Origin of the sequence: Sphingomonas sp. JC676 (genome assembly GCF_014489075.1) — a bacterium.
GTDB lineage: Bacteria > Pseudomonadota > Alphaproteobacteria > Sphingomonadales > Sphingomonadaceae > Sphingomonas.
Genome location: NZ_JACTGR010000001.1, coordinates 1,211,730 through 1,233,562 on the forward strand (window position 1 = coordinate 1,211,730; position 21,833 = coordinate 1,233,562).

Consider the following 21,833-nt stretch of genomic DNA (forward strand, 5'->3'; position numbering starts at 1 on the left):
GTGCCAACGATGATGGGAAAGTCGGCTGGTGGGCGTTGGCGATCTGGCTGCCTCCGGACTGAAGGCTCAATGGAGGCGAACGACCCGATCAAGCAATGTCTCAGTGATGGAAACGAAGCGAGCCGGATCGTTAAAGGCACGCGCGGATAACATTGCGCCGTAGATCGCCGACATGAAGGCATCGGCCTCGTTCTCCGGCGAACCGACCAGCGCCACGCTTCCTTGGCGAACGCCCAGGGCGAGGAGGTGGGCAAGCCATTCCGACAACTCGGCGAAGTGCGCCCTGACCGAGCGGGCAACATCCTCCGGCAGGCTCGGCAGTTCGGCAGCAAGCATCGCGGCTACGCAAAACGGCGCACTGTCGTCGGCAATGCACCGCTCCCAATACCCGGCATAAGCGCGCAGCTGTTCGACGGCATCGAGCTCGGCATGCGCCAAAAGTTCGACCTGCGCCCGAATGATCGCGCGCGACTGCTCGACAACCGCAGTCGCCAGGTCGTTCTTGCCCGCGAAATGGTGGTGGATGCTCGCCTTTCGGATGCCGATTGCCGCAGCGATATCGGCATAGCTGAAGCCATTATAGCCCCGAGTCATGATCAGTCGTCGGCCTTCGCTGACGATCCGCTCTGCAGTCGATCCTGTCATCCTGGCTTCTACCTTCCAATAGGTAGATAATCGCTTGCGAAGCGGGTCGCAACACCCTAAAGCACCGAAATTATATCTACCTACTGGATGGTAGATAAGGAGAATTGCAATGATTTCTCGAGTCGGCGAACATGACGTGCGGGATCGGAAGACGAGCGCCGCGGTGCCGCGCCCCGCCGGATTGCGGACCTATTATTTCGTCCGGGCTGGCGTTGCGGCGGTTTGGGTTGCGGCGGCCTTCACCCTCGGAAAGGCCGCGCCTTCAGCGGCAGCGGCGCTTCTGATCGCCTACCCGGCCTGGGACGCGATCGCCAATCTGATCGATGTGTCGCGGAACGGCGGCATGGCACGCAACCGTCCGCAGGCGCTCAACGTCGCCGTGAGCGGCATCACCGCCGTGGCCGTCGCGATGGTGATCGCGAACATGAATGCCGTGCTAGGCGTCTTCGGAGCGTGGGCCATCCTTGCTGGACTTCTCCAGCTTTCCACCGGCGTGCGGCGATGGAAGTCCTTTGGCGCGCAGTGGGCCATGATCCTGAGCGGGGCGCAGTCCGCGCTGGCCGGTGGCATTTTCATCAAGCAGGCATTCGAAAACACCGTGCCCGGCATCGAAGACGTCGCTCCCTATGCGGCATTCGGCGCCTTCTACTTCGCGACCTCGGCGCTTTGGCTGCTCTTCCGCCGCGCAGCGTAGCGTATCGGCCGCAACGCCTTGACGGCGGCAAGAGCGTCGGCCCCCTAAAGCGCGATCCCGAGCCGGTAGACGCGGTTGGCGTTGTCGGCGAACAGCGCTCGCTGCTCTTCCGTGGTCATGTCCGATACGATGGTGCGATAGGTCTGGAGGTGCCTATCGAAGCTGCCGAACAATTTGTCGGTCGGCACGTCGCTCGCGAACATCGCGCGGTGCGTGCCGAAGATATCGATCGTGTCGCGCACATAGCCGCGCGCCTGCTCGATATCCCATGGCCGATAGGCGAAGCCGATGCCCGAGATCTTGACCGAGACGCTCGGGCACGCCGCCAGCGCCGTCATCCCCGCGCGCCATTCCCGCCGGCCCTGCGGATCGCTCGGCACCATCATGCCACAGTGATTGAGTATCACCGGGATCCCGGGATGTCGTTCGATCAGCCTGGCGAGCGCCGCGAACTGCCCCGGATAGGCCTGCAGATCGAAGCTCAGACCATGCTTGGCTAGCAAGGCGAAGCCCTGTTGCCAGGCATCGTCCCGCGTCACGTCGCGCGGCGTGTAAGTCCGCCGCGGATCGGGGTGCCAGTTGACGATGTGGCGGATGCCGCGGACGTTGCGACGCTGCGCATGCGCCTGGAGCAGCGTGTCGACGTTCGGGTCGTCGAGCGCGGCGAAGGCGATGATCGCGTTGGGCATGCCCTTCGCATTGGCCATGTCCTGCAGCCAGTCGGTCTCGTCCAGCGCCGCCTCGGGCACCGCGCCGGCATCGACATGCACGATCCCGCGCACGTCCCACCCTTCCGCATCGGCAAGATAGTCGGGGAGCAGATAGGTGTGCGCGATCGGCTCGACGCTGCCGTTCGGCCCGTCATCGCTGAAGGGCGGCATCAACCACGGATAGCGGATCCGCTTGAGGTCCCAGAGATGGACATGGGCGTCGATGAACGGCAGGTCACGCATCGCGGGGCCTCAATAAGTCGTCCGGCCGCCCGACGTATCGAAGGTCGATGCGGTCGTGAAGCTGCATTCCTCGCTCGCCATGAAGCAGACCATCGCGGCGCTTTCATGCACTTCGCCCAGCCGGCCCATCGGGATCTTGGAGCGCATATATTCGACCTGGCTCGGCGGGAGCTGGTCCAGGATCGGGCTCTCGAACGTGGCGGGGGTCAGCGCATTGGCGATCACGCCCTTGCCCGCGAGCTCCTTGCCGAGCGACTTGGTCAGGCCGAGCACGCCCGCCTTGGTCGCCGAATAGGCGCTGGCGTTGGGATTGCCTTCCTTCCCCGCGACCGACGAGACGTTGACGATGCGACCATAACCGTTCGCGAGCATCAGCGGCACGACCGCGCGATTGCAGTAGAACAGTCCGTTCAGGTTGACGTTGACCACCTTGAGCCAGCCGTCGATCGGGAATTCGTGCACGGGCACCGTAGGGCCGGTGATCCCGGCCGAGCACACCAGGATGTCGACCTTGCCGAGCGCCTCGGCGCTTGCTGCCGCCGCAGACGCGACGGCATCGGCGTCCGACACGTCGAGCTGCACGCCATGGACGCCGCCAAGCCGCACGCATGCTGCGGCAAGACTGGAGCCCATGTCCCAAACGGACACGGTGCCGCCTTCCGCCAGGATGCGTTCGGCCACGGCATAGCCTAAGCCCGACGCGCCACCGGTGATGATCGCCGCCCGCCCGGCAAACCTTCCGGCATAAATGCTCATCCGAGCACCTCGTCGCCCAGGTTGCGCCACGCGACGACATTTTGGGTCTGGGTGCCCAGCCTGTCGATGCCGAGCGTCATCGTGTCGCCGGCCTTCAGATAGACGGCTTCGGGCTTCTTGCCCTCGCCCACGCCCGGGGGCGTGCCGGTGATCAGCAGGTCGCCCGGATAGAGCGTCACATACTGGCTGACATAAGCGATGATCTCAGCGACATTGAAGATCATCGTCCTGGTGTTGCCGGTCTGCATCCGCGCGCCGTTGACGTCGAGGAACATGTCAAGCGTCTGCGGATCGCCGATCTCGTCGGCGGTCACCAGCCAAGGGCCGACCGGGCAGAAGGTGTCGTGGCCCTTGCCCTTGCTCCACTGGCTGCCGCGCTGCTTCTGGTTGAAGCGTTCGGAAACGTCGTTGGCGACCGCATAGCCGGCGACGTGCGAAAGCGCGTCTGCTTCCTCGACATAGCGCGCGGTCTTGCCGATGAAGACGGCGAGCTCGACTTCCCAGTCGCTATGCGTCGAATCCCGGGGGATCATCACTTCGTCGTTCGGGCCAGTCAGACTCGAAAGCGCCTTCATGAACATGATCGGCTCGGTCGGGATCGGTAGGCCGGATTCGATCGCATGGTCCTCATAATTGAGGCCGATCGCGACGATCTTGCCGATGCCCTTCAGCGGCACGCCGTAGCGCGGCTGGCCTTCGACGACCGGCAACGCTGTCGGGTCGAGCGCCGTCAGCTTGGCCAGGCCATCGGCGCCCAGCGCCGCGGGGGTCAGGTCGGCGATTTCGCCGGAAAGATCGCGAAGGACGCCATCGGCGTCGATGAGTCCGGGCTTCTCGCTTCCGCGCGAGCCGTAACGGCAAAGCTTCATGGGATGGTCTCGCTTAGTGTGTGTAGGGACGATGCATGGAAATGTCGCGGTTCAGCTCGACGCCGAAGCCCGGCGCATCGAGCGCACTGGCGCGCAGGCGGCCCTTCTCCGGCACCGGCTCGCCGATCAGCTGCGGGTGGAACATCGGCACGACCTTGTCCGCCTTGGGCGCCATCATCAGGAATTCGGCGAACGGGCTGTTATGCCGCGTGATGACGAAATGATAGCTATAGACCGAGGAGCCATGCGGCACGACCAATTTGCCGCGCGCATCGGCCAGCGCCGAGATCTTGAGCAATTCGGTCACGCCGCCGCACCAGCCCACATCGGGCTGGATGATGTCGCAGCAATCCATCTCCATCAACATGCGGAAGCCCCAGCGGGTCGCCTCATGCTCGCCGGTGGTGACCAGCATGCCGCGGGGCACGTTGCGCTTCAGCTCGGCATAGCCCCAATAATCGTCGGGACTGATCGCCTCCTCGATCCATTTCAGGCCATGTTCGTGCGCGGCGATCGCAAGGCGCGTGGCATAGTCGACGTCGAGCGCCATCCAGCAGTCGAGCATCAGCCAGAAATCGGGGCCGACGCGCGAGCGCATCTCGGCCAGCTCGGCGATGTTCTTGCGCAGCCCTTCCACGCCCTCGGCCGGGCCGTGATGGAGCGGCATCTTGCCGCCGATGAAGCCCATTTCCTGGGCGAGATCGGGCCGCGCGCCGGTGGCGTAGAATTGCAGCTCGTCGCGCACCGCGCCGCCAAGCATGTGATAGACCGGCTCCTGCCGCAGCCGACCGAGCAGGTCCCACAAAGCAAGGTCGACGCCCGAGATGGCGTTCACCACCAGCCCCTTGCGCCCGTAATATTGGGTCGAGAAGTACATCTGGTCCCAGATCTTCTCGTAGTCGGCCGGATCGCGCCCCTCGAGGAAGCGGGCCAGATGCCGCTCGACGATGAACGCTGCGGGCTCGCCGCCCGTGGTCACCGCGAAGCCGATCGTGCCGTCCTCGGCCTCGATCTCGACCACCAACGTGCCGAGCACGTTGATGCCGAAGCTCTGCCGGCTCTGACGATATTCGGGATAGCGCGCCATCGGCGTGGCGATATGATCGTCGATCCAATGGCCGTCGCCCTGATCGTGATAATCGGCGCCGCCGCCGCGCACCACGAACGCGCGTACATGCTTGATCTTCGGCAGACCCCGAACCGTCACGCTTCACTCCCCTTTTCCGCTGAGGACATCCAGACATTGCTCCGCGACCGGTCAAAATCGCGGACAAATCGTTCCAACATGTGATACGCCTTCCCTGCCGTCGGGCAATCGGTCACACGCACAGTGGCCGAAAGGCTGGCAGCACCACTCCTATGGCTTTACTTTCTCACTTTATGGGATAGGATATTATGAGATGAGACAGAATGCGTCAAACGAAGAATCGGAAAATCCGTCGCAGCCGTCTCCGCCCCCCGTGCAGGGCAGCCAGACTTTGCTGCGCGGGCTCGACATGCTCGACAAGGTGATCGACGGGCCGGTCAAGCTCGCCGAACTTTCGCAGCGCATGGGGCTCACCCGTTCGACGACGCACCGTCTCGCCAATGCCCTTATCGATCGCGGCTTTCTCACCTTCCTGCCGCGCGTCGGCTATCAATTGGGGCCGAAGCTGCTCCAGCTCGGTTTCCTCGCCCAGTCGCAGGCCGACATCGTCCAGATCGCCCGGCCGATCATCGAGGAGTTGGCGATGCAGACCGAGGACACGGTGCATCTTGGCCGGCTCGACGGTGATCTGGCGCTCTATCTCGACAAGATTCCCGGTCGCCGCCGCGTGGAAATCTCCAGCCGTGTCGGTGATCGTCAACCGCTGACCTCGACCGGGCTCGGCAAGGCGCTGTTGCTCGACAGCGATCCGCAGGACTGGCTCCGCCTTTTCGAAACCGATCGCGCCGCGGGTGCGCCCGCCGCCGATTACGACCAGTGGCTCGACCGGATGAAGGGCTATGCCGGCGCCGGCTTTGCTTTCGACCTCGAGGAGAATGAGGACCAGATCCGCTGCGTCGCCGCGCCCGTGCGCGACGCTTCGGGCCGGATCGTGGCCGCAATCAGCATCTCCAGCGCCGCGCAATATATGGACGACGACCGCATGGCCGCGCTTAGCGGCGAGGTGCGCGAAACCGCGAACAAGATCAGCCACGAGCTGGGCTGGACCGAATCGGTCGCCCCGCCACGCAGGACAAGACGATAATCTAGCTTAGGAGGATTGGGTGAAGCTGCTTGAAGGCAAGACCGTGCTCGTGACGGGCGCATCGACGGGAATCGGCGCCGCCGCCGCAATCGGCGCTGCGCAGCATGGCGCCGACGTGGTGATCAACTATCACAGCCGCGATAACGATGCGGAAGCGGTGATCACCGCGATCGAAGCGACCGGCCGCCGCGGGCTGGCGGTGAAGGGCGACGTCGCCGATGCCAGGACCGCGACCGAGTTCGTGGCGAAGGCAGTTGAGGCATTCGGCAAGGTCGACGTGATGGTCTCGAACGCCGGCATCTGCCCGTTCCACAGCTTCCTCGACATGCCGGTGGAGACCGTCCAGCGCACGATGCAGGTCAACCTCCTCGGCGGCTATTTCATGGTGCAGGCCGCGGCGAACCAGATGGTCAAGCAGGGCCATGGCGGCGCGATCGTCGCGGTCTCGTCGATCTCGGCGCTAGTCGGCGGCGAGTATCAGACGCACTACACCCCCACCAAGGCGGGGCTCCATTCACTGATGCAGTCGACCGCGATCGCGCTGGGCCGCTACGGCATCCGCTGCAACTCGGTGCTCCCCGGCACGATCCTGACCGAGATCAACAAGGAGGATCTCGCCGACGAGGCGAAGCGCAAATACATGGAAGGCCGCGTGCCGCTCGGCCGGCTCGGCCAGCCCGAGGACATGATCGGCCCGATCGTGTTCCTGGCATCGGACATGGCGGAATATGTCACCGGCGCAGCCTTGCTCGTCGATGGCGGCGCCTTCGTGAACCTGCAATAGCTGGGAGCAGGCGGATGCGTATCCTCGCATGGGCTCTGGCGCTGGCGGCTCTACCCCAGATTCCGGCCTGGGCGCAGGCCGCATCCGGCCCGACCATCTTCATCGCCAGCGATTCCACCGCGGCCAATTACGGCCCCGAGCGCTATCCGCAGAGCGGCTGGGGCATGATGCTCAAATGCGGGCTGACGTCGCACGTCCAGGTGGACAACCGCGCGACGGGCGGACGCAGCACCCGCACCTTCATGTCCGAAGGCCGGCTCGACGCGATTCTTGCGGCCATCAAGCCGGGCGATACCGTGCTGATCCAGTTCGGCCATAACGACGCCAACCGCGCCAAGCCCGAGCGCTTCGTCGAGCCCGGCACCGGCTATCGCGACAATCTGCTGCACTTCATCGAGGCGATCCGCGGCAAGGGCGGCGTACCGGTGCTGCTCACCCCTGTCGCCCAGCGCATGTTCGAGGGCGGCCAGGTGAAGGCCAATTTCGCCGAATATTCGGCGGTGGTGCGCACCGTCGCGGCGGAGACCAGGACGCCGCTGATCGACCTGGAAACGCTGTCGCGCGCTTGGGTCGCGCAGGCGGGCGAGGAAAACGCGAAGCGCTTCTATCTCCACTACACGGTCGAGGATCATCTCGCGGCCTTCCCCAAGGGCATCGACGACGACACGCATTTCAGCGAGCTCGGCGCGCGCGGCGTCGCCGATCTCGTCGCGGGTGGGCTGGCGAAGCTGAAGCTGCCGGTCTCCGCAGAAGTGCTGCCCTACCGACCCGACCTTCACCGCACCACGCCGCTCGGCACGACGGCATGCCGGTGATCGATCGCCGCTCGCTGATCGCGGTCGGCGCGGCCCTCGGGCTCGCCCCGGCTGCCCGCGCCGTGCCGCAGGAAGTGCCGGCGGATTTCGTCCGCATGCCGCTCTGGCCGGGCAAGCCTCCGGGAAGCGACGGCGTGACGGCACAGGAGCAGGAATCGCTCCGCACACCCAATTCGCCCAAGGACGACACCGCTTTCGTCCATGTCACCCGCCCCACCCTCACCATGCTGCGCGCGCCCAAGCCCAATGGCGCCGCGCTGCTGCTGATCCCGGGCGGCGGCTATCGTCGCGTCGCGATCGGGCATGAGGGCTATGAGATCGCGCGGCGCTTCGCCGCTGCGGGCTATCATTGCTACATCCTCGCCTATCGCCTGCCCGCCGATGGCTGGACGGCCGGGCCCGATGCACCGCTTCAGGACGCACAGCGCGCGCTCCGCATCGTGCGCAGCCGCGCTGCGGCCGACGGCTTTGATCCCGTGAAGATCGGCATGATCGGCTTCTCCGCCGGCGGCCACCTCGCGGCGCGGTTGGCGAGCACCTCGGACAAGCCCGTCTACCTCGCGAAGGACGCGATCGACGCCCTGCCCCTCAGCGCGATGGTCGCCGGGCTCCTCTATCCGGTCGTGCTGCTCGACGGCCCCAACATCCATACCGGATCGCGCAACGAGATGCTTGGCACAGCGCCCGCACCCGATCGCGCCCGTGCCTATTCGGCGGACAATCGCATCGCACCCGGCACCCCGCCCAGCTTCCTCGCCCATGCGCTCGACGATCGCAGCGTCCCGCCCGAGAACAGCCTGGCGATGCTCGCTGCGCTCCGCAACGCGAAGGTGCCGAGCGAGATGCACCTGTTCGAGACGGGCGGCCACGGCTTCGGCCTCGCGCTGCCCGACGGCACCCCTTCGCCCTGGCCCGAACTGTTCATGACCTTCGCGCGCCGGCACGGCATGCCATGAGCGAGGACCGCCCCCAAGTAGCGCTGTTCGTCACCTGTCTGGTCGATGTGATGCGGCCGCGGATCGGCTTCGCCGCGATCCGTGCGCTGGAGGCAGCGGGGTGCGATGTGGTGGTCCCGCCCGACCAGACCTGTTGCGGCCAGCCCGCGCTCAATTCGGGCGACCGCAAGACCGCGGAAAAGATGGCGCGCACCACGATCGCGATGCTCGAACCCTATGAGGCAGTCATCGTGCCTTCGGGCTCATGCGCTGGAACCATCATCGCACACTATCCCGAGATCCTGGCCGACGACCCAGCATGGCACGCGCGCGCCCGCGCCCTCGCCTCGAAGACCAGCGAAATCCTCTCCTATCTCGATCGCGTGCGCGGCTGGCGCCCAGAGGCGACCGCACTCCATGCCAGCGCCGCTTATCATGACAGCTGCTCGGGCTTGCGCGAGTTAGGCATCAAGGCAGAGCCGCGCCGATTGCTGGGCGCCGTCGAGGGCCTGGAGCTCAAGCCGCTGGCGGGCGCCGAGACCTGCTGCGGCTTCGGCGGCACCTTCTGCGTCAAATACCCCGCGATCTCGAACGCGATCACCGAGGAAAAGGCCGTCCAGATCGAGGCGAGCGGCGCTGACCTGTTGCTCGCCGGCGATCTCGGCTGCCTGATGAACATGGCGGGCAAGCTCAACCGCCGCAGATCGAAGGTCCGCGCCTTCCACGCGATCGAGCTGGTCGCCGGTATGGGCGACGGCCCCGCGATCGGCGAACCCGAATGAGCGCGGGCTTCAAACAGCGCGCCGATGCCGCACTCGCCGATCCCATCCTGAAGATCGCGATCGAGCGTACCGCGAGCACCGCCGAGACCAAGCGCGGCGTCGCCGTTGCAGCCTTTCCGGACTTCGCAGGCGCCCGCAAACGGGCGGCGGCGATCAAGGATCATGTGATCGCCGATCTCGCCGACTATCTCGAGATGTTCGAGGCCAATGCCGTCGCCGCCGGCGCCAAGGTGCACTGGGCCGAGACTTCGGAAGAAGCGTGCAGAATCGTCATCGATATCTGCAAGGCGGGCGGCGCTCGAACGGTAGCGCGCTCCAAATCGATGCTCGGCGAGGAAATCGGACTACCTCATGCACTTGCCGAAGCCGGGATCGAACGGATCGAGACCGATCTCGCCGAGCACATCATCCAGCTCGCCAACGATCCACCTTCGCACATCGTCTGGCCGGCGATGCACAAGACGCGCGAGCAGGTCGCCGAACTCTTCCGCACGCATCATCGCGAGCCGCAAGTCGACGACAGCATCGCCGCACTGGCGGAAAGCGCCCGCCATGAGCTGCGCTCCGGCATGCTCGGCGCCGATGTCGGTATTTCGGGCGCCAATTTCCTGATCGCCGATAGCGGCCAGATTTGCACCGTCACTAACGAAGGCAATGCCGAACTATCGCTCGTGCCGCCGCGCGTCCATATCGTCACCGCGGGTATCGAGAAGATCGTGCCGTCGATGCCGCACGCGATCCACATGCTCCGGATGCTCGCCCGCTCGGCGACCGGCGCGGCGCTGACCCAATACACCACCTTCTACGCCGGCCCGCGCCGACCGGGCGATACCGACGGCCCCGAAGAGATGCACATCGTGCTTGTCGACAATGGCCGCTCGAAAATGCGCACCGACGGGCTCGCCGAGATGCTCCGCTGCATCCGCTGCGGCGCGTGCATGAACCACTGCGTCGTCTTCCGCCAGATCGGCGGCCATGCCTATGGCGGCACCTATCCCGGCCCGATGGGAGCGGTGCTCACCCCCGCGCTCGACGGTCTCTCGGCCAATCGCGACCTGGCACACGCCTGCACGATGAACGGCCGCTGCCAGGAAGTCTGCCCGGTCGAAATCCCGCTTCCCACACTGCTGCGCGGCTGGCGCGAGAAAAGTTGGCGCGAGGGGCTGGAGCCGGCGACCACGCGCTTCGGCCTGGGAATCTGGGCCTGGGTGGCTGCACGACCCCGCCTCTATCGCTTCGGCACGGCGATGGCGGTGCGCGTCCTAGCGCTGGTCGGCCGCAGACGCTGGATACGAAGCCTGCCGCTCGCCGGCGGCTGGACCAAATATCGCGACCTTCCAGCACCCAGTGGTCGCAGCTTCATGGGGCAATATGCCGCCCGAAAGCATGGCAAATGAGCGCGCGCGACGCGATCCTGGCGCGTTTGCGCAACGCGAACCCCTCGTCCGACCGCGAGGGCGAGGCCCGGCGCCTGGTCGAGGCGGTCGAGCGCCCGGTCGTCCAGGGCGCGACCATCGACATCTTCCTCCGGGCGCTGTCCGGCACAACCGTCTCCGCCACGCACGATCGTATCGCCGCGATCGCCGAGCTGCCCGACGCGGTAGCCCGCTATCTTGCGAGACAGGCGCTCGCCCGCGCGCTGTTCCTGCCCCCCGATCCTCAACTCGGCCCCTGCGACTGGAGCGGCGGTTTTGCCCTGCACAATCGCTCGGCCCCCGACGAGCCGGCCGCGCTTGCGGTCGCGCGTTGCGGCGTCGCGGAAACCGGCTCTCTGATCTTCGACACCGGCCCCAGCGCGCCGATGCTCCCCAATTTCCTCTGCCTCCATCTGATCGTGCTGCTGCGCGCCGAGACGGTCGTGACGCATCTGGAGGATATCCCGCCCTCGGATCCCCTGCCCCGCGCGCATTATTGGGTGACCGGCGTCAGCGGGACGACCGATATCGAGGGCCAATATGTTCGTGGCGCGCATGGCCCCCGCTATCTCCACGTCATCCTGCTCAGCTGAAATCCACTCCGTCCCGCTTTGGATCCAGATCGAGGCTTGAACCTGCACGCTCGTACTGAGATGATCGCGGCTCGTCTTGCAGGGGGTCGTGGGCGTGGAACTGGCGGGGGGCAGTGACGGCGATCGGATGCTCGCATCCTGCTATGAAGATATGCGTCGTGTCGCGCGCAACATGTTGGCTGGCGATGGCATGCGGCGCGTTTTCCAGCCGACAGATCTCGCGCACGAAGCCGCGATACGCCTGATCCTCTCCGAAGCTTCCGGCGCCGCCCAATCCCAGGGCCATCTTCTCGCCCTCGCTGCCCGCACGATGCGCCGCGTGCTGATCGACGAAGCGCGGCGGCTCCGCGCAGCCAAGCGCCACGTCCCGACAATGCTCACCGCCTGGCCCGGCGACCGGCAAACCCGACTCGTCGACCTTCAGGATCTGGATCAGGCGCTGGACGCGCTCGACAAATTCTCCAGCGACCACGCCACCATCGTCGAGATGCGCTTCTCGCTGGGCATGACGGTCGAGGAGATCACCAGAATCACCGGGGTTCCCGAGCGCACGGTCAAGCGGCGCTGGCAGGCGGCGCGCGCCTGGCTGCACGATTTCCTCCGCGCGCCGGCCGATGCAATCGCAAGCTGACATCGAGCGGCGCGCGCTCGCATTGGTCGAGCGCATCGCCGATCGCCCCAATGATGCGCGGTTCGAGGCACGTTTGCTCGCTCGGGAAAATGACGTGGTCCGCCGCCGCGTTGCCGCACTCAAGGCGGCCCTGACCGATGCCGCCGGCATCCTCCCCACCGAATTTGCCGGAGACGCTATCGGCACGGCCCTGCCTCCGCCGGAGCGGTGCGGCCCTTTCCGCCTCGTCCGTCTGATCGGTGAGGGCGGGATGGGCGATGTCTGGCTCGGCCAGCGCGACGATGGGCTGTACGAACAGCGCGTCGCGGTGAAGCTCATCCGCAACCGGCTGATCCATGTCGCCGGCGCGGCCTTCGCCGCCGAGCGCCGCATTCTCGCGCGGCTCGAGCATCCCAATATCGCCCGGCTGATCGACGGCGGCATTGCGGCCGACGGCACGCCCTTCCTCGTCATGGAATATGTCGACGGCCGCCCGATCGACGAGGCTGCCGCCGGCCTGCCGATCGCCGATCGGATCCGGCTATTCGTCAAGGCGGCCGACGCGGTCCAGTTCGCGCATGGCCAGCTCATCGTTCATGCCGATCTGAAGCCGTCGAACATGATGGTCGACGCGACGGGCAGGGTAAAACTGCTCGATTTCGGCATCGCCCGGCTGATTAACGACGAGGGCGAGGCGCCCGCCGTCCGTCCAATGACCCGCGCCTTTGCCAGCCCAGCCCGCCAGGATGGCGGCCATTCGAGCATCGCCGACGACATCTATGCGCTGGGCGTGACATTGGGGATGATCGTCGGCGCCACGAGCGACCGGGAATTGCAGGCGATCATCGCCAAGGCGAAAGCGCCTGAGGAGAACAGGCGCTATGGCAGCGTGGCCGCGCTGATTGCCGATCTCGAGCGCTGGCAGGCACATCTGCCGGTGACTGCCGTTCCGGACGATTGGCGCTATCGCGCGCGCAAATTCATCAGCCGCCACCGCCTTGGCGTGATTGCCACCGCCATCGCCTTGCTTGCGCTCACCGCCATCTCGGTGATCGCCACTGCGAGCTATGTCCGCGCCGAGCGCACCCGCATTCGCGCCGAGCAACGCTTCACCGAAGTCCGCCAGCTCTCGAACTTCATCCTTTTCGATCTCTATGATGAACTCGCTCGCGTCCCTGGCACCGTCGCCAAGCGCGCCCAGATCGCGGAGACCGCTTCGCGCTACCTCGAACGGCTCCAACTCGCCGGCGAAACACCCCGCGACCTCAATCTCGAAGTCGCCCGCTCCTATCGCCGCCTGGCAGGTATCCAGGGCCTGCCGGGCATTTCCAACGTGGGTCGGCCCGACCAGGCGGGGCGCTCGCTCGACAAGGCCGAGGCGCTGCTCCGCGCCCTGCTGGCAAAGCAGCCCCAGGATGCAGACGCGCTCGATCAGCTCGGCTGGGTACAGATCGAACAATGGATGCTGCAAGGTTGGAGCAAGCACTCAGCCCGGCTCGTCGCCGCTGCTCGGCAATCCTTCGCAGCGGCCTCGAAGCTGGCGCCTGCCAATCCCTCGATCCAGCTCGGCGCGATCGCCGCCGAGCGCATCGCCGCCTATGAGCTCACCTATAGCGGCGACAAGCCTCGCGAGGCGATCGCGACCGCCCGCGCCGCCCTGCAACATCTCCGCGCCAGGATCTGGCCTCCTCCCCTCACCGGCGATGCCGCCAAGGTCGAGGTGCTGCTGCTCAACATCCTGGGCGACGCGACCTATTATGCCGACGACATCCCGGGCTCGCTGCCGATCTACCAGCAGGCCGACCGAGCGATCGACCGGCAATTGGCCCAACGCGGTCCCTTCCCCCATTTGCTCATCGCCAAGGGACAGGAGGCGTTCAACATCAGCGCAGCGCTTGCCGACATGGGTGGCCATCTGCCCGAAGCACTCGTCGCTGCGGAGCGCGGCGTCACGACGGTCGAGCATCTGCTCGCCTCCGGCCCCGACGGGGCAGCCGAGAAGACACTTCTGATCCTGTACGGTCAGCAAGCCGCGGTACTCGAGCAGCAGAAACGCTATGCCGAGGCGCTGGTCCCGAACGCACGCAGCATCGCCCTGCGCAACGCGCGATTGCGGGCGGCTCCCAATGATCCCGCCCGTATGCGCGACATGGCGATCGCGCTGGCGCCGAGCGCGCGCATATTGGCGCTCGCCGGCCATGGCGCCGAGGCGTGCGCCGCGGCCCGCAGCGGCGAGGCGATGTGGAAGGCGATCGAGGCCCGGGGCGATCTGGGCGACCGCGACCGGACGCACCAGCTTCCGAAGATCCAGGGCCTGATCGCGGGAAACTGTCCGAACCTCTGAGTAAATTTTTTCTGAAAGGCGTGGCCCGCTTTCCGTGGCCGTCACGCACTCTCCTCGTCAGCACACTGAAAAGGGGAAAGTTCATGCGATCACTCGGTTTGAAATTCGTGGCCACCCTCGCGCTCATCACGCCCGCGGTCGCCAGCGCGCAGGGGCATTATGTCGTCTACGGTCCGACGGTCGACGTCTTTGCCGCCGCTAGCGCGCACCAGGGGCCGAACGTCGCCGGCTCGGCCATCCACCAGGTCAATGGCAACGTCATCGACAGCTGGACTTCGGGCGGCGGCGGCAACGCCCATACGCCGAACGGCACCATCGACGGCAGCGTCTATGCCTACCAGAATGGCGGCAACGGCAATGTCTCGCTCTATTCCGAAGCGGGCGCATCGGCCAGCCTCGCCCAGGGCAAGCTACACGGCTATGTCGGGGCGACGGGGCCCAACAATTTCGGTTCACCGGCCGGCTTCTCCGAAAGCCGAATCGCCGACACCGTCTATTTCAACAACACGACCGGCGGCGACCTCTCGCTTTCGCTGTTCATGAGCTTCGATGGCCACATCACCGACGTGAACGGCGATGCCAATCCCGGCGGTTCGGTCCGCCTTGCGCTGTCGGGTTGCGGCAGCTGTGGCAACATCCGCTTCGCCAATAGCGGCACCGGCGTCGGCGACGTCATCAGCGGCCTGTTCGACGAGGCCGGCACCTATATGTTCACAACTCAGGCCACCGGCGCGGTTCCACTCGGGCAGTCGGACCGCTGGTTCACCGCGCTCGGTGCCGGCGACGGCAATGGCGGTGTCGATGGCTGGATGGGCACCACGCTGCTGATCCCCACTGGCGAATCCTCGCTCGGCATCGGTTCCTATCTCGGCCTCGACTGCCGCGGCGGCAGCATCTGCGACTTCGGCCATACCAGCCTGTTCCGCTTCGATGCGCTGCCCAACGGCCTTAGCTGGACGTCGGAATCGGGCGTGTTCCTCACCGATATCGGCGCCGGAAACCCGGGCGGCGTGCCCGAGCCGGCGGCATGGGGAATGATGATCGGCGGTTTCGCGTTCGCTGGTGGTATGCTCCGGCGCCGGAAAGTCGTGACGGCGCTCGCCTGAGCGCCGTCACGACGATGCGGGCCCGGAGAATTTGCGACCCGAGCCGGGCCCGCATCAAATCTCGAGCTGGCTGCCCAGCTCGACCACGCGATTGGTGGGTAGCTTGAAGAATTCCATCGCGCTTTCGGCGTTACGTACCATCCAGGCGAACAGCTTCTCGCGCCAGATCGCCATTCCCGGCCGGCGTGATGCGATCAGCGTCTGCCGCGCGAGGAAATAGCTCGTGTCCATCGTCTTGAACGGCGCCCCGGCACTGGTCACCTTGGCCAGCTCGGCGGGGATGTCGATCTCCTCCATGAAGCCGTAGCGCAGCACGATCCGGTAGAAGCCCTGGCCGAGATCGGTCACCGTCGCCCGTTCCTTGCTGACATGCGGCACCTGCTCGATCGCCACGGTGAGCACCACCACCCGCTCGTGCAGCACGCGATTGTGCTTGAGGTTGTGGAGCAGCGACGGCGGGATATCGTCGGTCCTGGAAGCCAGGAACACGGCGGTACCGGACACCCGCTGCACCGATTGTCCGGCCGACTGGATGAACATCTCGACCGGTATCGCTCCCTCGTGCAGCCGCTCGCGCACCAGCCGGCGTCCCGTGGCCCAGGTCGTCAGCAGCGTGAAGGCGATCGCCGCCACCAGCAGCGGAAACCAGCCACCATCGGGGATCTTGGTGACGTTCGAGGCGAAATAGAGCCCGTCGATCAGGAGGAAGGTGCCGGTGACGATCACGGCCACTACCGGCGGCCATTTCCAGACCGCGAAGGTCAGCACGCCGAGCATGCACGCGGTGATGAACATCGTGCCGGTGACCGCGATGCCGTACGCGGCAGCGAGATTGCCCGAGTTCTTGAAGCCCAGCGCCAGCAGGATGACGAGCACGAGCAGGCCCCAGTTTACCAGTGGCACATAGATCTGCCCCGCCGCCCGGGCGCTGGTGTGGAGGATCTTGAGCCGCGGCAGGAAGCCCAGCTGCACCGCCTGCTGCGTCACCGAGAAGGCGCCCGAGATCACCGCCTGGCTGGCGATCACGGTCGCCAGCGTCGCCAGGATCACCAGCGGAAGCCGCGCCCAGTCTGGCGCCATCAGGAAGAAGGGGTTCTCCACCGCAGCGGGATTGTGGAGCAGTAGCGCCGACTGGCCGAGATAATTGAGCATCAGGCACGGGAAAGCGGCATAGAGCCACGAGATCGAGATCGCCTTGCGCCCGAAATGGCCCATATCGGCATAGAGCGCCTCCGCGCCGGTTACTGCGAGCACTACCGATCCGAGCGCCAGGAAGGCCAGCTTCGGGTCGATCAGGAAGAAATCGAGCGCATACCAGGGATTGAGCGCCCACAATATCTCGGGCGCCCGCGCGATGCCGACCACGCCGAGCACCGCCAGCACCGCGAAATAGACGAGCATCACCGGCCCGAACAACTTGCCAACGCTCGCCGTTCCGCGCGCCTGGATCGCGAAGAGGCCTATCAGGATCACGATCGCGATCGGCAGCACCAGCGGCGTAAGCCCATCCTGCACGATCGTCAGTCCTTCAACGGCCGAAAGCACCGATATCGCCGGCGTGATGATCGCATCGCCATAGAAAAGCGCGGTCGCGACTACGCCCAGCAGCGCGATGCCCGCGCTCCAGCGATTCTGTCCCAGCTTGCGGTTGATCAGCGCGAGCAGCGCCAGACTGCCTCCTTCGCCTTTGTTGTCGGCGCGCAGGATGACGAAGACATATTTGACGGTGACGACCAGCATCATCGTCCAGAAAATCAGCGAGAGCACCCCGAAGATATGCGCTCGGTCCACCGAGAGCGGGTGATGCCCGATGAAGCTTTCCTTCAGCGCGTAGAGCGGGGAGGTTCCGATATCGCCGAACACCACACCGATCGCGCCGACAGCCAAGGTCGGCAGGCTGTCGTGATGGCCGTGCGGCTCTTCTGCGTCATCCATCGCGCGCACCTATGCACGCAGCGGGCCACCAGCCACAAACTTTACGCCTTCTTTATGCCGCGCCTCAACTCTCCCGTGGAACCTTAACCGCCCCAGCGCCCACATCGCAGCCGTTAATCCAAGAACGGGAGCGTAACGGTGGCCGCAATCTTGCGTCGCCTTGAATCGGACAAGCCTGGCTGGGCGGCGCAGATCGCGGTCCGCTCGGCGGGCCTTGCGCTGCTCGGCCTGTGCGCCGCGGCGGCCTGGTGGCTGCACCGTTCGGTCCACCAGCTTCCGCATCACAGCGGTACCCTTCTTGAATTCACCGCCGCTGCGCTGGCGGTGATCAGCGGTTGTCTGGGCTGGGCGTTGCTCGGCGAAGGCCCGGGCCTGTTCCGCCTGATCCCCGTGCCGGGCCGCTCCATCCTTCCCTTTTCGAACTGAGGAATTCAGCAATGTCCGATCTTCTCTGGCTGGGGATACTGGGGGGGCTGTTCCTCCTCACGCTCGCCTATGTCCGCCTCTGCGACAACGCGTGAGGAGGCCCGCATGACACTCCACCTCGCGCTCGCCGGGCTCACCGCGCTCGGTCTCCTCCTCTATCTCGTGGCCGTGCTTCTGCGGCCCGAGCGCTTCTGAAGGCTGTCGCCATGACCATTCAAGGCTGGACGCTGATCCTCGTCTTCACCGCCATCCTCATCGCGCTCGCAAAGCCGATGGGGATGTGGATGTTCGCGCTTTATGAAGGGCGCGAGACCCCTCTTCACCGCGTACTCGGCCCCGTCGAGCGCGGTTTCTACAAGCTTGCGGGAATCGACCCGAACGCCGAGCAGGGCTGGCGCCGCTACGCGGTGCACATGCTGTTCTTCCAGCTCGCGCTTTTGCTCTTCACCTACGCGATCCTGCGCCTGCAGGACGTGCTGCCGATGAACCCGCGTGCGCTGGCCGCCATCGGCGCCGATGGCGCAATGAACACGGCGGTGAGCTTCACCACCAACACCAACTGGCAATGGTATTCGGGTGAGGTCGCGATGAGCAATCTCAGCCAGATGCTCGGCCTGACCATCCACAACTTCCTCAGCGCCGCGACCGGCATCGCCATCGCCTTCGCGCTGTTCCGCGGCTTCGCGCGGCGCCAGGCTTCGGGCATCGGCAATTTCTGGGCCGACTGCACCCGCATCACCCTCTATCTGCTGCTGCCGCTCTGCGTCGTCTATGCGGTCTTCCTGATCGCGAGCGGTGTACCGCAAACCTTCCTCAGCTCGGTCGACGCGACCACGCTGGAAGGCGCCAAGCAGACGATCGTGGTGGGGCCTGTCGCGTCGCAGGAAGCGATCAAGATGCTCGGCACCAATGGTGGCGGCTTCTTCAACGCGAATTCGGCGCACCCGTTCGAGAATCCGAGCGCGCTCACCAACCTGGTGCAGATGCTGTCGATCTTCCTGATCGGCGTCGGCCTCACCTGGACGTTCGGCAAGGCGGTCGGCAACACCCGCCAGGGCTGGGCGATCCTGGCCGCGATGCTCACCATGTTCCTCGCCGGCACCGCCGTCGTCTATTGGCAGGAATCCGCAGGTAACCCGATCCTCCATCATCTTGGCGCCCTGGGCGGCAACATGGAGGGCAAGGAAGTCCGCTTCGGTATCGCCGCATCGTCCCTGTTCTCGGTCGTCACCACGGCGGCATCGTGCGGCGCGGTCAATGCGATGCATGACAGCTTCACCGCGCTCGGCGGCATGATCCCGATGATCAACATGCAGCTCGGCGAAATCGTCGTCGGCGGCGTCGGCGCGGGTGTCTATGGCTTTCTCATCTTCGCGATCCTCGCGGTGTTCGTCGCCGGTCTGATGGTCGGCCGCACCCCCGAATATGTCGGCAAGAAGATCGAGAGCCGCGAAGTGAAACTGGCGGTGCTCACCATTGCCATCCTGCCGCTGTCGATCCTCGGCCTGACGATGCTCGCCTCGGTGCTGCCGCAGGGCTTGGCCGGACCGCTCAACAAGGGTCCGCATGGCTTCTCGGAGATCCTCTACACCTTCACCTCGGGCACTGCGAACAACGGCTCGGCATTTGCCGGCATCACTTCGGGCACGCCCTTCTACAACGGCCTCCTGTCGGTCGCGATGTGGCTGGGACGCTTCTTCATGATCGTCCCGATCCTGGCGATCGCGGGCAGCCTGGCGTCCAAGAAGTACACGCCGGCCGGCGCGGGCTCGTTCCCGACCACCGGACCGCTCTGGGTGGGGCTGCTCGTCGGCATCATCCTGATCGTCGGCGGCCTGACCTTCTTCCCCAGCCTCGCGCTCGGTCCGATCGCCGATCATCTCGCGATGATCAACGGCCAGCTCTTCTGAAGGCATCTGACATGACGACAACCCCAACCTCGATGTTCTCGGCCCAGCTGGTCGTTCCCGCGATCGGCGACGCCTTCCGCAAGCTCAACCCGCGCGAGCTGGTGAAGAACCCCGTGCTCTTCACCACCGCCGTGGTCGCGCTCCTCCTCACCGCATTGCTGGCGATAGGCGGCGAGAACCTGCCCATCCCCTTCCAGCTCCAGCTGATCGTCTGGCTCTGGCTCACCGTCCTGTTCGGCACTTTCGCCGAGGCACTGGCGGAGGGCCGCGGCCGCGCCCAGGCGGCGTCGCTCCGCGCCGCCAAGTCGGAGCTGACTGCCCGGCTTCCGGACGGCAAGATCGTCCCGGCCTCGCAACTCCAGAAGGGCCAGGTCGTGATGGTCCAGACCGGCGACCTGATCCCCGCGGACGGCGAGGTCATCGAAGGCGTCGCCTCGGTTAACGAATCGGCGATCACCGGCGAAAGCGCGCCGGTGATCCGCGAGGCGGGTGGCGACCGTTCGGCCGTCACCGCCGGCACCCGCGTCATCTCGGACCAGATCAAGGTCCGCGTGACGCAGGAGCCCGGCCAGGGCTTTCTCGACCGCATGATCGCGCTCGTCGAAGGCGCCGAGCGCCAGAAGACCCCAAACGAGATCGCACTGACGATCCTGCTGGTCGGCCTCACGATCATCTTCCTGATCGCCGTCGCGACCATCCCCGGCTTCGCCAGCTATGCGGGCGGCGGCATCCCCGTCGCGGTGCTCGCGGCGCTGCTGATCACGTTGATCCCGACCACGATCGCCGCATTGCTTTCGGCGATCGGCATCGCGGGCATGGACCGTCTGGTGCGCTTCAACGTGCTCGCCAAGTCGGGCCGCGCGGTCGAGGCCGCAGGCGACATCGACGTGCTGCTGCTCGACAAGACCGGCACGATCACCATCGGTGATCGTCATGCCAGCGAATTCCGCACGCTGGACGGCGTCGATACCGACACGCTTGCCCGTGCCGCTTTGCTCGCCAGCCTTGCCGACGAAACCCCCGAAGGCCGTTCGGTCGTCGTCCTTGCTCGCGAAAAGTTCGGCATCGATACCCGGGCGCTGCCCAAGGACGCCGAGGTCATCCGCTTCACTGCCCAGACCCGCATCTCCGGCGTGAAGATGGATGGCAGCCTGATCCAGAAGGGCGCGGTCGATGCCGTGCTCCGCGCCAATCCCGGCGCCGGCGTCACTGCGGCTGCCACCGAAATGCGCCGCATCACCGACGAGATCGCCCGTTCGGGCCAGACTCCCCTCGCCGTGGCACAGGACGGCCGGCTGCTCGGCGTGATTGCGCTCAAGGACATCATCAAGGCCGGTGTCCGCGAACGCTTCGCAGAGCTGCGCCGCATGGGCATCCGCACCGTGATGATCACCGGCGACAACCCACTCACCGCGGCTTCCATCGCAGCCGAGGCCGGCGTCGACGATTTCCTCGCCGAGGCCACCCCGGAGGACAAGCTCGCGCTGATCCGCAAGGAGCAGCAGGGCGGCAGGTTGGTCGCGATGTGCGGCGACGGCACCAACGACGCCCCCGCCCTCGCCCAGGCAGACGTCGGTGTCGCAATGAACACCGGTACCCAGGCCGCACGCGAGGCGGGCAACATGGTCGATCTCGACAGCGATCCGACCAAGCTCATCGAGATCGTCGGCCTCGGCAAGCAGTTGCTGATGACGCGTGGTGCTCTCACCACCTTCTCGGTCGCCAACGATGTCGCCAAATATTTCGCGATCATCCCGGCGATGTTCGTCGTGCTCTACCCAGGGCTGGCGGTGCTCAACATCATGGGTCTTGCCTCTCCCCAGAGCGCCATCCTGTCGGCGATCATCTTCAACGCGCTGATCATTCCGTTGCTGGTGCCGCTGGCGCTGAAGGGCGTGAAATACACGCCGATGGGCGCCGGCCCGCTGCTTGCGCGCAACCTCGCCATCTACGGCCTGGGCGGCCTGGTCGCTCCGTTCATCGGCATCAAGCTGATCGACGTTGTCGTCGCCAGCCTCCACCTCGCCTGA

The 21,833-nt window shown here is 65.8% G+C and carries 21 protein-coding genes; 15 read left to right on the forward strand and 6 right to left on the reverse strand.

Going from position 1 to position 21,833, the window contains the following annotated elements; all coding sequences use genetic code 11:
• Positions 1–66: 66 nt before the first annotated feature.
• The gene (locus IAG41_RS05710) at positions 67–645 is read right to left on the reverse strand and encodes a TetR/AcrR family transcriptional regulator (RefSeq protein ID WP_187727550.1); all 579 of its coding nucleotides are present in this window, start codon (positions 643–645) and stop codon (positions 67–69) included.
• A 163-nt stretch (positions 646–808) separates the two neighbouring features.
• On the opposite strand from IAG41_RS05710, the gene IAG41_RS05715 reads away from it, so the two are divergent.
• A complete protein-coding gene (locus IAG41_RS05715) occupies positions 809–1,339 on the forward strand; it encodes a DUF308 domain-containing protein (RefSeq protein ID WP_187727551.1) in 531 nt (176 codons plus the stop codon).
• Between the two features lie 44 nt (positions 1,340–1,383).
• Here IAG41_RS05715 and IAG41_RS05720 read toward each other — a convergent pair whose 3' ends face one another.
• Genes IAG41_RS05720 through rhmD form a run of 4 tightly spaced genes read right to left on the reverse strand, consistent with a single transcriptional unit; the run spans position 1,384 to position 5,124 of the window.
• Entirely contained in the window at positions 1,384–2,292 is a 909-nt protein-coding gene (locus IAG41_RS05720) for an amidohydrolase family protein (RefSeq protein WP_187727552.1), read from the reverse strand.
• 9 nt (positions 2,293–2,301) lie between these two features.
• Positions 2,302–3,048 (reverse strand): SDR family NAD(P)-dependent oxidoreductase, encoded by a 747-nt coding sequence (locus tag IAG41_RS05725; protein WP_187727553.1) that lies wholly within the window; start codon positions 3,046–3,048, stop codon positions 2,302–2,304.
• Positions 3,045–3,917: a fumarylacetoacetate hydrolase family protein gene (locus IAG41_RS05730; RefSeq protein ID WP_187727554.1), complete on the reverse strand. Its 873-nt coding sequence runs from the start codon at positions 3,915–3,917 to the stop codon at positions 3,045–3,047. The genes IAG41_RS05725 and IAG41_RS05730 overlap by 4 nt, the downstream gene beginning before the upstream one ends.
• A gap of 13 nt (positions 3,918–3,930) precedes the next feature.
• Positions 3,931–5,124 carry an L-rhamnonate dehydratase gene (rhmD, locus tag IAG41_RS05735; protein WP_187727555.1) on the reverse strand — a complete coding sequence of 398 codons (1,194 nt, stop codon included), beginning with the start codon at positions 5,122–5,124 and terminating at the stop codon, positions 3,931–3,933.
• A 193-nt stretch (positions 5,125–5,317) separates the two neighbouring features.
• Between rhmD and IAG41_RS05740 the strand changes: the two genes are divergently transcribed.
• The 10 genes from IAG41_RS05740 to IAG41_RS23120 all read left to right on the forward strand — a co-directional run bounded on the left by IAG41_RS05740 (position 5,318) and on the right by IAG41_RS23120 (position 15,532).
• Positions 5,318–6,148 (forward strand): IclR family transcriptional regulator, encoded by an 831-nt coding sequence (locus IAG41_RS05740; RefSeq protein ID WP_187727556.1) that lies wholly within the window; start codon positions 5,318–5,320, stop codon positions 6,146–6,148.
• Between the two features lie 19 nt (positions 6,149–6,167).
• A complete protein-coding gene (locus IAG41_RS05745; protein WP_187727557.1) occupies positions 6,168–6,932 on the forward strand; it encodes an SDR family NAD(P)-dependent oxidoreductase in 765 nt (254 codons plus the stop codon).
• 14 nt (positions 6,933–6,946) lie between these two features.
• On the forward strand, positions 6,947–7,747 hold the full coding sequence (locus IAG41_RS05750; protein ID WP_187727558.1) for a rhamnogalacturonan acetylesterase: 801 nt from the start codon (positions 6,947–6,949) through the stop codon (positions 7,745–7,747).
• Positions 7,738–8,703 (forward strand): alpha/beta hydrolase, encoded by a 966-nt coding sequence (locus IAG41_RS05755; RefSeq protein ID WP_187727559.1) that lies wholly within the window; start codon positions 7,738–7,740, stop codon positions 8,701–8,703. The genes IAG41_RS05750 and IAG41_RS05755 overlap by 10 nt, the downstream gene beginning before the upstream one ends.
• Positions 8,700–9,464: a (Fe-S)-binding protein gene (locus IAG41_RS05760; protein WP_187727560.1), complete on the forward strand. Its 765-nt coding sequence runs from the start codon at positions 8,700–8,702 to the stop codon at positions 9,462–9,464. The genes IAG41_RS05755 and IAG41_RS05760 overlap by 4 nt, the downstream gene beginning before the upstream one ends.
• Complete coding sequence (locus IAG41_RS05765) at positions 9,461–10,861, forward strand: lactate utilization protein B (RefSeq protein WP_187727561.1); 1,401 nt, start codon at positions 9,461–9,463, stop codon at positions 10,859–10,861. Before IAG41_RS05760 ends, IAG41_RS05765 begins: the two co-directional genes overlap by 4 nt.
• A complete protein-coding gene (locus tag IAG41_RS05770; protein ID WP_187727562.1) occupies positions 10,858–11,472 on the forward strand; it encodes a lactate utilization protein C in 615 nt (204 codons plus the stop codon). Before IAG41_RS05765 ends, IAG41_RS05770 begins: the two co-directional genes overlap by 4 nt.
• Before the next feature lie 127 nt (positions 11,473–11,599).
• Entirely contained in the window at positions 11,600–12,103 is a 504-nt protein-coding gene (locus IAG41_RS05775; protein WP_262408525.1) for an ECF-type sigma factor, read from the forward strand.
• The gene (locus IAG41_RS05780) at positions 12,087–14,426 is read left to right on the forward strand and encodes a serine/threonine-protein kinase (protein WP_187727564.1); all 2,340 of its coding nucleotides are present in this window, start codon (positions 12,087–12,089) and stop codon (positions 14,424–14,426) included. The genes IAG41_RS05775 and IAG41_RS05780 overlap by 17 nt, the downstream gene beginning before the upstream one ends.
• Before the next feature lie 83 nt (positions 14,427–14,509).
• On the forward strand, positions 14,510–15,532 hold the full coding sequence (locus IAG41_RS23120) for a PEPxxWA-CTERM sorting domain-containing protein (protein WP_187727565.1): 1,023 nt from the start codon (positions 14,510–14,512) through the stop codon (positions 15,530–15,532).
• A gap of 54 nt (positions 15,533–15,586) precedes the next feature.
• Here the strand turns inward: IAG41_RS23120 and IAG41_RS05790 are convergent, their stop codons facing one another.
• Positions 15,587–17,467, reverse strand: a complete 1,881-nt coding sequence (locus tag IAG41_RS05790; RefSeq protein WP_187727566.1) for a potassium transporter Kup — start codon at positions 17,465–17,467, stop codon at positions 15,587–15,589.
• Positions 17,468–17,605: 138 nt separating this feature from the next.
• Between IAG41_RS05790 and IAG41_RS05795 the strand changes: the two genes are divergently transcribed.
• From IAG41_RS05795 to kdpB, 4 genes are all read left to right on the forward strand, one after another.
• Positions 17,606–17,893, forward strand: coding sequence for a hypothetical protein (locus IAG41_RS05795; protein WP_187727567.1), 288 nt, complete (start codon positions 17,606–17,608; stop codon positions 17,891–17,893).
• Between the two features lie 105 nt (positions 17,894–17,998).
• Complete coding sequence (kdpF, locus tag IAG41_RS05800) at positions 17,999–18,088, forward strand: K(+)-transporting ATPase subunit F (RefSeq protein ID WP_187727568.1); 90 nt, start codon at positions 17,999–18,001, stop codon at positions 18,086–18,088.
• Positions 18,089–18,099: 11 nt separating this feature from the next.
• Positions 18,100–19,803, forward strand: a complete 1,704-nt coding sequence (kdpA, locus tag IAG41_RS05805) for a potassium-transporting ATPase subunit KdpA (protein WP_187727569.1) — start codon at positions 18,100–18,102, stop codon at positions 19,801–19,803.
• An 11-nt stretch (positions 19,804–19,814) separates the two neighbouring features.
• The gene (gene kdpB / locus IAG41_RS05810; RefSeq protein WP_262408464.1) at positions 19,815–21,833 is read left to right on the forward strand and encodes a potassium-transporting ATPase subunit KdpB; all 2,019 of its coding nucleotides are present in this window, start codon (positions 19,815–19,817) and stop codon (positions 21,831–21,833) included.

Excerpts from the sequence above, each read along its gene's own strand:
- IAG41_RS05710 (WP_187727550.1), bottom strand. The coding sequence starts at position 645 with ATGACAGGATCGACTGCAGAGCGGATCGTCAGCGAAGGCCGACGACTG.
- IAG41_RS05720 (WP_187727552.1), bottom strand. The coding sequence starts at position 2,292 with ATGCGTGACCTGCCGTTCATCGACGCCCATGTCCATCTCTGGGACCTC.
- IAG41_RS05725 (WP_187727553.1), bottom strand. The coding sequence starts at position 3,048 with ATGAGCATTTATGCCGGAAGGTTTGCCGGGCGGGCGGCGATCATCACC.
- IAG41_RS05730 (WP_187727554.1), bottom strand. The coding sequence starts at position 3,917 with ATGAAGCTTTGCCGTTACGGCTCGCGCGGAAGCGAGAAGCCCGGACTC.
- IAG41_RS05740 (WP_187727556.1), top strand. The coding sequence starts at position 5,318 with ATGAGACAGAATGCGTCAAACGAAGAATCGGAAAATCCGTCGCAGCCG.
- IAG41_RS05750 (WP_187727558.1), top strand. The coding sequence starts at position 6,947 with ATGCGTATCCTCGCATGGGCTCTGGCGCTGGCGGCTCTACCCCAGATT.
- IAG41_RS05755 (WP_187727559.1), top strand. The coding sequence starts at position 7,738 with ATGCCGGTGATCGATCGCCGCTCGCTGATCGCGGTCGGCGCGGCCCTC.
- IAG41_RS05760 (WP_187727560.1), top strand. The coding sequence starts at position 8,700 with ATGAGCGAGGACCGCCCCCAAGTAGCGCTGTTCGTCACCTGTCTGGTC.
- IAG41_RS05765 (WP_187727561.1), top strand. The coding sequence starts at position 9,461 with ATGAGCGCGGGCTTCAAACAGCGCGCCGATGCCGCACTCGCCGATCCC.
- IAG41_RS05770 (WP_187727562.1), top strand. The coding sequence starts at position 10,858 with ATGAGCGCGCGCGACGCGATCCTGGCGCGTTTGCGCAACGCGAACCCC.
- IAG41_RS05775 (WP_262408525.1), top strand. The coding sequence starts at position 11,600 with ATGCTCGCATCCTGCTATGAAGATATGCGTCGTGTCGCGCGCAACATG.
- IAG41_RS05780 (WP_187727564.1), top strand. The coding sequence starts at position 12,087 with ATGCAATCGCAAGCTGACATCGAGCGGCGCGCGCTCGCATTGGTCGAG.
- IAG41_RS23120 (WP_187727565.1), top strand. The coding sequence starts at position 14,510 with ATGCGATCACTCGGTTTGAAATTCGTGGCCACCCTCGCGCTCATCACG.
- IAG41_RS05790 (WP_187727566.1), bottom strand. The coding sequence starts at position 17,467 with ATGGATGACGCAGAAGAGCCGCACGGCCATCACGACAGCCTGCCGACC.
- kdpF (WP_187727568.1), top strand. The coding sequence starts at position 17,999 with ATGACACTCCACCTCGCGCTCGCCGGGCTCACCGCGCTCGGTCTCCTC.
- kdpA (WP_187727569.1), top strand. The coding sequence starts at position 18,100 with ATGACCATTCAAGGCTGGACGCTGATCCTCGTCTTCACCGCCATCCTC.
- kdpB (WP_262408464.1), top strand. The coding sequence starts at position 19,815 with ATGACGACAACCCCAACCTCGATGTTCTCGGCCCAGCTGGTCGTTCCC.